The sequence below is a fragment of the Caulobacter sp. SRI_008 genome (genome assembly GCF_057586355.1).
Genome location: NZ_JBYCZS010000036.1, coordinates 37,487 through 50,530, shown reverse-complemented (window position 1 = coordinate 50,530; position 13,044 = coordinate 37,487). Strand labels below are relative to the sequence as shown.

At 69.6% G+C, this 13,044-nt stretch carries 10 protein-coding genes and 1 tRNA gene; 5 read left to right on the top strand and 6 right to left on the bottom strand.

Annotated elements, in window-relative coordinates:
• The 5 genes from AC2YHT_RS23900 to AC2YHT_RS23880 all read right to left on the bottom strand — a co-directional run.
• Positions 1 to 954 (bottom strand): TrbL/VirB6 family protein (locus AC2YHT_RS23900; RefSeq protein WP_487292328.1); only part of this gene is annotated, 954 nt, incomplete at its 3' end.
• Positions 951 to 3,302, bottom strand: a complete 2,352-nt coding sequence (locus tag AC2YHT_RS23895) for a VirB4 family type IV secretion/conjugal transfer ATPase (protein ID WP_487292327.1) — start codon at positions 3,300 to 3,302, stop codon at positions 951 to 953. The genes AC2YHT_RS23900 and AC2YHT_RS23895, both read right to left, overlap by 4 nt.
• On the bottom strand, positions 3,299 to 3,586 hold the full coding sequence (locus tag AC2YHT_RS23890; RefSeq protein WP_110121867.1) for a VirB3 family type IV secretion system protein: 288 nt from the start codon (positions 3,584 to 3,586) through the stop codon (positions 3,299 to 3,301). Before AC2YHT_RS23890 ends, AC2YHT_RS23895 begins: the two co-directional genes overlap by 4 nt.
• Positions 3,587 to 3,592: 6 nt before the next feature.
• Positions 3,593 to 3,910, bottom strand: a complete 318-nt coding sequence (locus AC2YHT_RS23885; RefSeq protein WP_487292326.1) for a TrbC/VirB2 family protein — start codon at positions 3,908 to 3,910, stop codon at positions 3,593 to 3,595.
• Complete coding sequence (locus AC2YHT_RS23880) at positions 3,910 to 4,527, bottom strand: lytic transglycosylase domain-containing protein (protein WP_487292325.1); 618 nt, start codon at positions 4,525 to 4,527, stop codon at positions 3,910 to 3,912. The genes AC2YHT_RS23885 and AC2YHT_RS23880 overlap by 1 nt, the downstream gene beginning before the upstream one ends.
• Positions 4,528 to 4,917: 390 nt before the next feature.
• Here AC2YHT_RS23880 and AC2YHT_RS23875 point away from each other — a divergent pair, with 390 nt between their 5' ends.
• Complete coding sequence (locus AC2YHT_RS23875; protein ID WP_487292324.1) at positions 4,918 to 7,395, top strand: TonB-dependent receptor; 2,478 nt, start codon at positions 4,918 to 4,920, stop codon at positions 7,393 to 7,395.
• Positions 7,396 to 7,600: 205 nt separating this feature from the next.
• On the opposite strand, the gene AC2YHT_RS23870 is transcribed toward AC2YHT_RS23875, so the two are convergent.
• Positions 7,601 to 7,675 (bottom strand) — tRNA-Thr (locus tag AC2YHT_RS23870).
• A 341-nt stretch (positions 7,676 to 8,016) separates the two neighbouring features.
• Between AC2YHT_RS23870 and murA the strand changes: the two genes are divergently transcribed.
• The 4 genes from murA to AC2YHT_RS23850 all read left to right on the top strand — a co-directional run bounded on the left by murA (position 8,017) and on the right by AC2YHT_RS23850 (position 13,033).
• Positions 8,017 to 9,309 (top strand): UDP-N-acetylglucosamine 1-carboxyvinyltransferase, encoded by a 1,293-nt coding sequence (gene murA, locus AC2YHT_RS23865; RefSeq protein WP_487292323.1) that lies wholly within the window; start codon positions 8,017 to 8,019, stop codon positions 9,307 to 9,309.
• A 2-nt stretch (positions 9,310 to 9,311) separates the two neighbouring features.
• Positions 9,312 to 9,749 carry a DUF2948 family protein gene (locus tag AC2YHT_RS23860; RefSeq protein WP_487292322.1) on the top strand — a complete coding sequence of 146 codons (438 nt, stop codon included), beginning with the start codon at positions 9,312 to 9,314 and terminating at the stop codon, positions 9,747 to 9,749.
• A 198-nt stretch (positions 9,750 to 9,947) separates the two neighbouring features.
• Complete coding sequence (locus AC2YHT_RS23855) at positions 9,948 to 11,063, top strand: hypothetical protein (protein WP_487292321.1); 1,116 nt, start codon at positions 9,948 to 9,950, stop codon at positions 11,061 to 11,063.
• 56 nt (positions 11,064 to 11,119) lie between these two features.
• Positions 11,120 to 13,033: a M1 family metallopeptidase gene (locus tag AC2YHT_RS23850; RefSeq protein WP_487292320.1), complete on the top strand. Its 1,914-nt coding sequence runs from the start codon at positions 11,120 to 11,122 to the stop codon at positions 13,031 to 13,033.
• The last annotated feature ends 11 nt before the right edge of the window (positions 13,034 to 13,044 follow it).

Below are 13,044 nucleotides of genomic sequence, written 5' to 3'. Positions count from 1 at the left end.
CGGCTCCAGCGGCGCGGCGGTCTGGCCGGCGCCGATCGAGGGAGACGCCGCCTGATCGCGGGAGCGTTCGCGCGGCAGGCGCAGGCCGGCGGCCATGACCGAGACGGCGATGGCGGCGGCCGTCACCACCAGGGCGAACACCAGGCTGAGCACAAGCACCGTGACCGCCGGACCGATGTCGAGCTCGGCGAACTGCTGGGCGGTCTTCATGGCCGCCAGCGCCTTCAGCGACGGGGTCATCATCGCCAGTTCCAGCGCCAGGCCCAGGGTGGCGACCATCGGCAGCAGGGCCAGGGCGATCATCGCCTTGATCCAGCCCTCGACGAGGCCCCGGGTGGCGTCGAACAGCAGCAGGCCGGCGACCAGCGGGGCCAGGCCCAGCAGGATCGACAGCACCACCTTGCAGGCCAGGACCGCGCCCAGGCTGGTCAGCAGCATGACGAGGCCCCCGACATTGGCCGCGAAGGCGGCGAAGCCCGGCCCGCCCTGCAGGGCGGCGTCGCGCGCGCCGGCCCGGCTGGCGAAATGCTGGGCGGCCTGCTGCAGCACGTCGTAGGCCGACTGCAGGCGCAGATAGGGATCGGCCTTGCCGGCCTCGCCGCCCAACTGGCCCAGCAGCAGGCCGCCCAGCTCGGCCGGGGCCTTGAACAGGGTGTCGTAGGCCAGGGTCTCCAGCAGCGCCCAGTTGGTGGCCAGGGCCACGACCAGGGCCATCTTGACCACGGCGATGGTGGCGTCGCCGATCCGCAAGGATCCGCGACCCAGCACCAGCCGGTAGCCCATGAAGGCGACATAGACGGTCATCAGCACCGTCAGCAGGGTCGAGACCGGCGAGCCGGGCGCGGCCAGGGCGGCGTAGCCGGCCTGGGCCAGGCCGTGCACCTGGCAGTCGACCGAACCGATCAGGCCCTGGACCAGCGGGGCGTCGGCGGCGGGACAGGCGACGGGAGTCATGCGGCGTCCCTCACCAGCTTGGCCATCCAGGCCTCGGGCGCGTCGCCCAGGTGTTCGCGCAGGGCGTCGAGCCGGCGCACCGTGCTCTCGCGGCCCGACAGCACCGTCAGCAGCTCTGGCGAGCCGGCCAGGTTCAGGCGGGCCACGACGCTGTCGGTCCCGTGCTTGATCAGGAAGCAGCGGGCGGTGTCGGGCAGGCTGCGGACCAGCTCGAACTCATGCTCGGTCAGGCCGAAGCCTTCGCAGTAGTCCCTCGCCTGGGCCTTGGGGTTGGCCATGAAGATCTGGGTGGCGGCCTGCTCGACGATGGCGCTGGCGATACGGCTTTCGAGGGCGTCCTGGGCCGACTGGGTGGCGAAGCCGACCAGGCCGTTGCGCTTGCGCAGGGTCTTTTCCCAGTCCTTGATCCGGGCGACGAACACGTCGTCGTCCAGCGCCTTCCAGCCCTCGTCGACGACGATCAGGGTCGGGTGGCCGTCAAGGCGCTGCTCCACGCGGTGGAACAGGTACATCATGGCCGGAGTGCGCAGGGCCGGGTCGTCCAGCAACTGGGTCATGTCGAAGCCCAGGGTGGCGGCCGAAAGATCCAGGCCGTCCTGGGCGTTGTCGAACAGCCAGGCGTGCTCGCCGGTCCCGTGCCAGGGCGCCAGGCGCGCGGCCAGATCGGCGGCGTCCGGGCGGCGCGAGCCCTTGAACAGCTCGGCGAAGAACCGCAGGCGGCGCAGCTTGGGCGCCTGGTCGTAGTTGGCGTCGACCGCGTCCTTGATGCGGGCCAGGTCGTCCGGCGTCAGGCTCTCGCCCGGTTGCGACACCAGGCGCGCGATCCAGTCGGCGACGAAGCGGCGGTTGGCCGGCGTGTCTTCCAGGGCCAGCGGGTTGAAGCCCGTCGCCTGGCCCGGACGCAGCACCTCGTAACGGCCGCCGATGGCGCGCAGGAAGATCTCGGCCCCGCGGTCCTTGTCGAAGAAGACGGTGCGCGGCTTGTACTTCTGGGCCTGGGCCAGCAGGAAGTTCAGCACCACGGTCTTGCCCGAGCCCGACGGGCCGATGATCGAGAAGTTCCCAAGGTCGCCCTTGTGGAAATTGAAGTGGTACGGGCCGGCCGAAGTAGTCTCCAGCAGCGTCACCGCCGGACCCCAGTGGTTGCCCAGGGCCTTGCCGACCGGGAAGTTGTGGCCGCTGGCGAAGCCGGCGAAGTTGGCGGTCGAGATCATCGCCCGGCGGGCGATGTCCTTGAAGTTGCCGGGGAACTGGGCCCAGAAGGCCGGCTCCAGATTGACGTCCTCGCGCACGGCGATGGCGCCCATCTCGGTGAAGGCCGACAGCACCTCGGCCGTGGATTGGTCCAGGCCCTCCAGGCTCTCGCCGCGCACCAGCACCGACAGGTGATGCTCGCCGAAGGCGGCCCGGCCGCTGACCACGTCGTCCTTGGCGCGGATCAGGTCGGCTTTCAGGCTGACGCCGTCGTCGTCGGCCGCGCGCATGCGGCGCAAGGCCAGGTTCATCTTGTCCAGCGTCGGCTGGCGATCGACGAAGCCGAAGCTCTGCGTCACCACCATCTCGCACGGCAGGCGCAGCAGGTCGTCCAGCATCCCCGGGGTGGTCTGGGCGGGGTAGTCCTTGACCGAGACCATCGAGGCGAAACCGCGCGCCAGGGCGCCGGCCCGCGACAGCTCCAGCGTCTCGTGGCCGAAGCTGACCCGGCGGTAGGGCAGGTACTGGCCCGCGTCGCCTTCCGGCGCCAGCACCGGGCGCATCTCGCCGTTATAGAGGCAGGACAGGAATTCCAGCGGCTCCGAGCAGGTCCCGTTCGAACCTTCGTATTGGCCCAGCACCCGCGCCCCGTAGGGCGCCAGGGCCGAGACCAGGCTGTCGCGGGCGGCGTCGAGTTCGCGGCGGTCCTGGGTCTTCTGGCCGGCGCTTTGCGCCGAGCCCTTGGCCAGGCGCAGGGCCTTGTCGATCAGCCCGCCCTGGCCTTGCAGCGGGCGGCGGACGATCGTCAGGAAGAGGTCGTTGACGTAGAGCTTGCGACCGGCGAGGCGGTCGCTCCAGTCGGCGTCCACCCGCCTGCTGAAGGCGTCGGAGAAGTCGCCTTCCGTGCCGACCCTGGCCTCGCGGCGGATGATGTGGTGGTAGACGGCGAAGCGCGAGCTGGCCAGGCCGCGCAGCATCACGTCGCGCACCGCCTTGCGGTAGTTCAGCGTCTCGCTGTCGGCCGTCTCGAACGGCAGGCCGGCCAGATGGATCACCTGGAGCAACAGCCCGTCGCGGGTCTCGATCGTCCGCGCGTCCAGGTGGCGGGCGTAGGGCAGGCGCTTGCCGGCCGACGCTTCCTTTTTCGGATTCACGGTTGGTAGCTGTTGCATCGCCAGGCCCGGAAGTTGGGAACGCGGGGGCAGCGGCTGACCTTGGCCAGCCACAGGTCGAAGATGCGCGGTTCGCGCAGGCAGGCCGCGTAGCCGATCGCGTGGACCACCAGGGCCGCGAGCAGGGCCCAGAACGACTTGGTGATCAGGAAGAGCTCGGTCGTGACCACGCCGTTGACGACGAAGTAGCTGTAGGTCACGCCGGCGAACATCTGGGGCCGGGTCAGGGCCCCGAACACCACGTCGCGATCGAGGGGAGCGGCCATCGGGCTCTACGCGCCCGCCGCGGTGCGGATGCCGCTGACGATGGTGGTGGCGCCGAACAGGATGAAGCAGCCCAGAATCACGGTCGCGCCGTAGCGCCAGTTCATGCGGCCGGTCAGCATCATGAAGCCGACCGCGGCCACGGCCATCACCGCCACGGCGGTGGCGACGTTGCCCATCAGCGTGCCTTGCAGCCACAGCACGCCCGACAGCACGGCCGACGAGCCTTGCGGGTCGGCCTGCGAGACCTGGGCGTGGGCCTGGCTGGCGGCGGCGAGGAGGGCGGTCGCCAGGGCGGCGGCGCGAACGCTTACAAGTTTACGCATCAGTTGGGGGCTCCGAGGGCGGGGAGGGCGAGGGCGGGCGCCGCCACGGCCATGCGGCCGAGGATCGAGGCGACATAGGCTTGGGTCTCGGCGTAGGGCGGCACGCCGCCGTGCTTGAGGACGGCGCCGGGGCCGGCGTTGTAGGCGGCCAGGGCCAGCTTCACGTCGCCGCCGAAGCGATTGAGCATCTGGCGCAGGTACATCGCCCCGCCCTTGATGTTCTGGGCCATGTCCGAGGGATCGACGCCCAGGTCACGGGCGGTGGCCGGCATCAGCTGCATCACGCCCATGGCGCCCTTGCTCGAGCGGGCGGCGGGGCGGAAGCGGCTCTCGCGCCAGGCCACGGCCTCGACCAGCTTGGGATCCAGGGCGTAGTCGGCGGCGGCGGCGTGCAGTTCGCGCCGCACGGCCTCGCTGGCCGCGGTCTCGACGACGGCGACGGGCGGCGGCGCGATCGCCTCGACCGCTTCGCCCGTGAAGACGGCCGGACCGTCGAAACGGGTGACCTGGCCTTCGTCGCCGATTTCCAGAACCTGGGCGGCGGCCGGGGCGGCGAGCAGGCAGCAGGTCGCGATGGCCGCCAAGCTCATGGCCTGGCGGGCGAGATCGAACGTCATCGACGCTCCCCCGTACAGCTATGGTTAAGCGATATGCTTAATGCATCTGTATAAGGTCTGCCTGAATCGCGTAATGCGGCAGGACAGCGCATGAGGTAGCCAGTTATCTATGTCGAAAAGTCTACGTATGAAGTTGTTTCAAGTTAATCGGCGTTAAGTATTTCGCACTTTTACTTATGCTGAAGCTTGCCGCGCGTGCGGTGATAACGGTCAAGCTCGGCCGATCATCCGGCGACGGACTTCAGGCCAGGCGCAAGGGGGCGTTCGTGCGCCCGGGGCGGCCCGAACGGCGATCACCAAGCATCGCCGTGATTGTTTCCGTCCAGTGATGGTGCTGCACAACTTACGCCTTAGGAGCCCTGCTTCGCTCATCCTGGACGAAGAGGGACCATGGCCGTCGCACCGTTTGTCATTCTGGCCGCAGCCGCCCTGTCGACGGCCCCGGACACGGCTCCAGGCGCGGCGCCGACCGACGTCTCCGGCGTTGTGGTCGAGGCCGCCAAGCGCGGCGAGGCGCGGGGCGGCCAGACGCCGCTGGTCGCCTACGACCCGATGCAGATCCAGGCCTTCGGCGCGGCCACGGTCGACGAGCTGATCGAACTGCTGGAAGCCCAGACCACCAGCGCCCGCGGCGGCTCGCCGGTGTTCCTGATCAACGGCCGGCGCATCTCCGGCTTCCAGGAACTGCGCGGCCTGCCGACCGAGGCCATCGAGCAGTTCCAGATCCTGCCCGAGCAGACCGCCCTGGCCTATGGCTACAGCGCCGACCAGCGGGTGGTGAACATCATCCTGCGCGAGCGCTTCCGCTCGCTGTCCGAGCAGGTCGACGCCGAGCGGCCCCAGGGCGGCGGGCGCACGGTTGGCAGCTCGCGCACCAACGCCCTGCGCATCCAGGGCGGCGCCCGCACCTCGCTGAGCCTGGACCTCAAGAACCAGTCGGCCCTGTATGAAGACGAGCGCGAGATCGACCGCTCGGAAAGCGGCGGCGTCACCACCAACCGCACGCTCGCGCCGCGCCTGCGCCAGGCCCAGCTGTCGGGCGTGGTCAAGCGCGACCTGACCGACAAGGTCGGCCTGACCCTCAGCGGCGGCCTCAAGTCGGTGGATCAGGTCAGCCGCCTGGGCCTGCCGGAGGTCGCCGACGACGTCTATGTCGATCGGCCCGACACCTTGCAGAAGCGCACCAAGACCACGACCGCCGATCTGGGCGCCCTGGTCGACGGCTTCGTCGGCTCCTGGGCCACGACCGGCAGCCTGGCCTACCAGCGGGTGGAGACCAATTCGGTCACCGGCCGGGGCTTGGACACGACGGCGCTGGACGCGGCGATCGACGCCGGGACGGTCGATCTTTCCGGCGATCTCGCTTCCTACCTCTCGGTGCTGGATCCGACCCGCGCGGCGTCGGTGGCCCAGAGCGTGACGGGCGAGGTGGTGACCAACGGCTCGCTGCTGCGGCTGCCGGCCGGCGCCGTGCGCCTGTCGCTGAAGGTCGGCGGCGATCACTCCAGCCTCGACAGCGAGAGCCTGGTCGAAGGCGTCTCCACCAGCCGCGAGGTGTCGCGCGACCAGGGCTCGGTCCAAGCCAGCTTCGACCTGCCGCTGCTCGCGGCGGGTGAGGGCGCGGGCAAAAGGCTCGGCGCGGTCTCGGCCAATCTCAACCTCGCCGCCGCGCAGGTGTCGGACTTCGGGACCCTGCGCACCCTCGGCGCCGGCCTCAACTGGACGCCGGTCGAGAAACTGGTCTTCACCGGCGACTACACCACCAAGACGACGGCCCCGACCCTGTCGCAGCTGAACGATCCGACGCAGACCACGCCCAACGTGGCGGTGTTCGACTACGCCACCGGCCAGACGGTGTCGGTGACCCAGACCAGCGGCGGCAACGCCGACCTGGAGGCGCCCGAAAGCCGCATCCTGCACTTCGGCGTCAACTGGACCCCGACTTCCAGGCACGCCCTGCAGATGAACCTGAACTGGACCCGCACCGAGGTTCTGGACGGGATCAGCAGCTTCTCCAGCGTCACCGCCGGCCTTGAGGAGGCGCTGCCCGAGCGCTTCACCCGATCCGCCGACGGAACCCTGCTCAGCATCGACGCCCGGCCGATCAACGTGGCGCGCGAAGTGAAGGAAGAGGCCGCCTGGGGCTTCACCTTCTCGCGCGCCTTCGGCAAGCCGATGCAGTTTCCGCCGCGCCAGGGCTTTGGTCCGCCGGACGGCGGCCCTCCCGATGGCGGCCCGCCGCCGGGAGAAGGGGGCGGTCCGCCTCCTGGCGAGGGCGGCGGTCCTCCGCCTGGCATGGGCGGTCCGGGCGGTGGTCCCCCGGGCGGGGGTCCTGGCGGCCCTCCCGGCGGCGGGCGGCGTCCGGCCGTGATGATGCGGCCGGGCCAGGGCCTGATCAACATCTCGCTGACCCACACCTGGCGGCTGAAGGACGAGGTGACGATCCGCAACGGCTCGTCGGTGCTCGACCTGCTGAACGGCGACTCCATCTCCGGCTCCGGCGGCGAGTCCGAGCACGAGGTCAAGCTGCAGGTCGGGGCCTCGCGCCGCGGCGTCGGCGGCTTCGTCAACGCCAAGTGGGAGTCCGGCACGGTCACGAAGGGCAATGGCCTGACGCCGGACTACAAGTTCGGCGACCTGGCGACCGTGAACCTGCGGCTGTTCGCCGACCTCTCGCAGCGCCGCGAGTGGGTGCAGAAATATCCGTGGCTGCGGGGAACGCGGGTGACGGCCGAGGTCACCAACCTGTTCGACGCCCGCACCAAGGTGACCAGCAGCGACGGAACCCTGCCGCTGACCTACCAGCCCGACTATCTCGATCCGCTGGGCCGCGTGTTCCGCATCGGCTTCCGCAAGATCGTGTTCTGAGGTGGGGAGAGGGGGCGGCCCGGCGGGCTGCTCCCGATCCGGCGGGCGATTCCAGCCGGCTAAACGATGCGCTTCCAGCTTCGACGGACGGCTTTGTCCGTTCGGACACGACTTCGCGCGTGCGAACGATCACGCCGTCTGGCGTTGGGAAAGCTTTGCGATTTCAGGGGTGTGGTGGGGACCCAGACTTCCGTCTGGGTCCCCGTGGTGCCGCCGGGCAGGATTGAACTGCCGACCTCAGCCTTACCAAGGATGCGCTCTACCACTGAGCTACGGCGGCGACGAGGAGGGGCGTATAGCCAACGATTTCGGGGATTGCAAAGCCCAAATCGCGTTGACTGAACGTCGCGGGCAATTCACCTGTGGACACATGAGTCAGTCATCGAAGCCAAACCCCAGTCAGGACAAGGAAAAAGCCGAACGCGAGGCGCGTCTGGCCCAGGCCCTGAGAACCAACCTCCGCCGTCGCAAGGCGCCCGCCAGTGCGTCGGCCAAGCCGGAATCGGCTTCGGAATAGGAATCGGCGCGGCCTCTTGCATGCCCCCTTGCAAGCGTTAGAACCGCGACCTCACATGTGACCCGCGTGGAAGACGGCTTTTCCGCGCGTTCGAGGGAATTTCATTGGATCGCATCGCCATCACCGGCGGCGCGCAGCTGAACGGGACCATCCCCGTCAGCGGCGCCAAGAACTCTGCCATCAAGCTGATGGCCGCCAGCCTGCTCACGGATCAGCCGCTGCGGCTGACCAACATGCCGCGTCTGGCCGACACGCGATTCCTCGGCAAGCTGCTGACGCGCCTCGGCGTCAGCGTCACCGAAAGCGACGACGGTCCCGACGGCCAGCAGACGATTCTGCATGCGCCGGAGATCACCAGCGGCTTCGCGCCCTATGACCTGGTGCGTCAGATGCGCGCCTCGTTCAACGTGCTGGGCCCGCTGGTCGCCCGCTCGGGCCAGGCCAAGGTCAGCTTGCCCGGCGGCTGCACGATCGGCGCGCGCCCGGTGGACCTGCACCTCCAGGCCCTGGAAGCCCTGGGCGCCAAGATCGACCTGCACGAAGGCTACGTCTACGCCCAGGCCCCGCGCGGCCTGAAGGGCGCCGAGATCGTCTTCCCGATCGTCTCGGTGGGCGCCACCGAGCACGCCATGCTGGCGGCCGTGCTGGCCGACGGCGTGACGGTGATCCGCAACGCCGCCTGCGAGCCTGAACTGGCCGACCTGCAGGAATGCCTGAACGCCATGGGCGCCAAGGTCGAGGGCGCGGGCACCCCCACCATCACCATCACCGGCGTCGCCCGCCTGAACGGCGCGACCCACTCGGTGATCCCCGACCGCATCGAGATGGGCACCTACGCCGTCGCCGCCGCCATGGCCGGCGGCGAAGTGCGCCTGACCAAGGCCCGCCCCGAACTGATCGAGAGCCTGTCGGTCAAGCTCGAGGAGGCCGGCGCCACGGTCGTGCGCACCGAGGACGGCGTCATCGTCAAGCGCAACGGCTCGCGCCTGAACGCCGTCGATCTCGAGACCGCCCCGTTCCCGGGCTTCGCCACCGACCTCCAGGCCCAGTTCATGGCCCTGATGACCACGGCGAACGGCGAGAGCCGCATCCGCGAGACCATCTTCGAGAACCGCTTCATGCACGCCCCCGAGCTGATGCGCCTGGGCGCCGACATCTCGGTGCACGGCGGCGAGGCCCGCGTGCGCGGCGTCGCTCAGCTGGAAGGCGCCGAGGTGATGGCCACCGACCTGCGCGCCTCCGTCAGCCTGGTGATCGCCGGCCTGGTGGCTCGCGGCGAGACCGTCGTGTCGCGCATTTATCACCTCGACCGGGGCTTCGAGCGCCTGGAAGAGAAGCTGGGCGCCTGCGGAGCCCAGGTGCGCCGCATCAAGGGCGACGGCGAGCCGGAGCTCTGAGCATGAGCGCCGCGCCCCTCCGCCTGCTGGCCCACGAGCCTGAAGACCTGCCGGTGATCTCGGCCGCCTTGCAGGACGCCGTCGCCAAGATCGGCGACATCCGCTGGGACGCGGCCGCCCGCACCCTGACGCTCGCCTGCAACCGCTTCCGCTGGGAAGCCGGCGGCAAGAAGAAGGGCGGCGAGCGCGTGCGTTCGGCCTTGCAACTGGGCGACGTCACCGGCGTCCAGGCCCGTAACCTGCGCCGCGACGCCAAGCAGGCGGTGGTCGAGCTGCTGTCGGTCGCCTTCGAGCCGGGCGAAGAAGCCCCGGGCGGCGTGATCCTGCTGACCTTCGCCGGCGGCGGCGACCTGCGGGTCTCCGTCGACTGCGTCGAAGCGGCCCTGGCTGACGTCTCCGAGCCCTGGGCGACCCCCCGGAAGCCTGGGCACGCGGACTGAGGAGCCGAACCTCGCCCTTCGACAAGCTCAGGGTGAGGTTCTACTTCAGCGGCCTGTGAAATGGTCCTCACCCTGAGCCTGTCGAAGGGCGAGGACCACGCGCCGCCCGTTAACCAACCAACCTTCTGATTTCCAAACATTTCAAATCGCGACTCACCTGATACAACTCGCCGGAGTTGAATCGACTTCGAGTGCGTGATGACCAGGATCGGCTCTCAGGGCTACGCCGCCGCCTACGCCTATGCGGGCGCGACGAGCAGCCAGACGGGTACCGCCGCCGCCCAGGCCAAGGCAGCGGAAGCCGCCAAGACCGGCGCGTCCAGCGTCAGCGTCACCCTGTCGGCGGAAGCGCAGGCCGCGCTGGCCGCCGCGAGCACCGACGGCCGCAGCCTCGCCACCGTGACCTCCGACGCTCGCAAGAGTCTCGACAGCCTGCTCTCCGCCGCCAAAGCCACCAGCGCCCTGAAGGACGGCAAGGCGACGATCGACGTCTCCGGCCTCGACCGTCGCAGCCTCTACGCCATCGCCTCCAACCAGGGCGGAAGCTTCCCGATCGAGGAGCAGGTGGTCGCCAGCCTCCAGTTGAAGGCCGGCCTCGACAAAGCACTGGCCGCGCCGGCCGCCGACGCCCGGGTCACCGGCGACTATGCCGGCCTCTACAAGGCCGCCCTGACCCGCCACGAGGCCGCCGGGACCGAGGAGAAGGGGACGCTGGCCTGGCAGAACGCCAAGACCGCCCTGGTCGAGGGCCTGCGCCAGGCGACCGCCAAGCCCGGAACCGCCCCGACGGGGATCGCCGACGATCCGGTCGCCGCCTACCTCAAGGAGAACGGCGGCGTCGTCGCCAATCCGCGCTCGCGCGACATCGCCGACGTGGCCTCTGACGTCCGAACCGCCCTGGACCGCCAGTACGCGCTGGCGACCGGCGAGGGCATGGCGACCGATGGCGACGCCGGAACCATCGACTTCACCCGCTTCGACGACCGCTCGCTGTCGGCGATCGCCCTGAACAAGGGCGGCAAGTTCTCCGAGCACGAGGTCAAGGAGGCCGCCGACGAGGTGCGCGCCCGCAACCGCGAGGGCGTCTCCTCGAACTGGAAGTCGGCCCAGCAGTCGGGCGACGCCTCGGTGTTCGGCCGCAACCTCGTCTCGCAATATGTCTCGATGAGCGACGAGGAGCGCGAGGCTGTCGGCTGGACCCCGGCGCTCTACGACAAGATGGTCTCGTTGCAGACCCTGTCGGACAAACTTTCCTCGATGTTCGGCGCGGACGGTACGCTCAAGACGGGTATGAGCCTGCTCGACTATCTGTAGGCCCCGGTATCTGGAATAAGAGGCGCAAAGTTCCGCTTCCACGGATTCATCGTCTCATGTCCCTGATCTCGAACACCTCGCGCGCCCTGCTCGTGGCCGCGCTCCTCGGCGGCGTCGCCGTCCCGGCCCTGGCTTTGGCGGCGCCCGCGAAAGCCCCCATGATCGCCCCGCTGTCGACCCGCTCGGACGCCAAGGACATCCACTCCTACGCCAGGCCCCAGGTCGCCCGCGTCACCCACGTCGACCTCGACCTGACGGCCGACTTCGAAGCTAAGAAGATGGTCGGCAAGGCCGCCCTCGACCTCAAGCTCGCGCCCGGCGCCAAGGAGGTCGTGCTCGACACCAAGGGCCTGAAGATCAAGTCGATCACCAACGTCCAGGGCAAGCCGCTGAAGTGGACGCTTGGGACGTTCGACCCGCATCTGGGCGCGCCCCTGACCGTCACCCTGGCCGGCGCCAAGCGCATCGTCATCGCCTATGAGAGCGCCCCCGACGGCGCGGCCCTGCAATGGCTGTCGCCCTCGCAGACGGCCGGCAAGGTCAAGCCGTATCTGTTCAGCCAGGGCGAGGCGATCCTCAACCGCACCTGGATCCCCACCCAGGACAGCCCCGGCATCCGCCAGACCTGGACCGCCCGCATCGTCGCGCCCGAGGGCCTGAAGGCGGTGATGAGCGCCGAGATGCTGACCCCCGACGGCGAACCCGTCGCCGGCGGCCGCGCCTATCGCTTCAAGATGGACAAGCCGGTCGCGCCCTACCTGATCGCCATCGCCATCGGGGATCTGGCCTTCCAGCCGCTGGGGCCGCGCACCGGGATCTACACCGAGCCCTCGGCCCTGAAGGCCGCGGCCTGGGAGTTCGCCGACGTCGAGAAGATGGTCGAGGCCGCCGAGAAGCTCTACGGCCCCTACCGGTGGGGCCGCTACGACCTGCTGGTGCTGCCGCCGTCGTTCCCGTTCGGCGGCATGGAGAACCCGCGCCTGACCTTCGCCACCCCGACGGTGATCGCCGGCGACCGCTCGCTGGTCAGCCTGGTGGCGCACGAGCTGGCCCACTCCTGGTCGGGCAACCTGGTCACCAACGCCACCTGGGCCGACTTCTGGCTCAACGAGGGCTTCACGGTCTATTTCGAGAACCGGATCATGGAGGCCCTCTACGGCAAGGACACGGCCGCCATGCTGGCCGACCTGGGCTGGACCGACCTGCACGAGGCGATCGAGGAGGCCGGCGGCATGACCGGTCCCGACACCCGCCTGCACATCGACCTGACCGGCCGCGATCCCGACGACGGCATGACCGACATCCCCTACGAAAAGGGCGCGGCCTTCCTGCGCACCATCGAGAAGGAGGTCGGCCGCGAGCGCTGGGACGCCTATCTGCGCGGCTATTTCGACCGCCACGCCTTCCAGCCGCAAACCGCCGAAGGCTTCATCGCCGACCTGCGCGCCAACCTGTTCAAGGGCGATGCGGCGCTGGAAAAGAAGATCGACGTCCAGCGCTGGATCTACCAGCCGGGCCTGCCCGAGAACGCCGTCCACGTGCAGTCCAAGGCCTTCGAGCCGGTTGACGCCGCCGCCAAGGCTTTCGCGGACGGCGGCGGTGCGCCAGTCGAGGCCTGGAAGGGCTGGGGCACTTCCGAGCGCGTCCGCTTCGTCGGCCAGTTGCCGCGCAAGCTGACGAACGCCCAACTGGCCGCCGTCGACGCCGCCTTCGGCCTGTCGGCCCAGGGCAACAGCGAGATCCGCTTCGCCTGGCTGCAGCTGGCCATCGCCAACCGCTACGAGCCGGCCGTGCCGTCGCTGGAGCAGTTCCTGACCGGCCAGGGCCGCCGCAAGTTCGTCGCCCCGCTGTTCGTCTCGCTGTGGGGCCAGGGCGAGTGGGGCCAGCCGATCGCCAAGCGCATCTATGCGGAGTCCCGGCCGCTCTATCACGCCGTCACCCGCGAGACGGTCGACAAGACGGTGAAGTAGGGGCCGCTTGC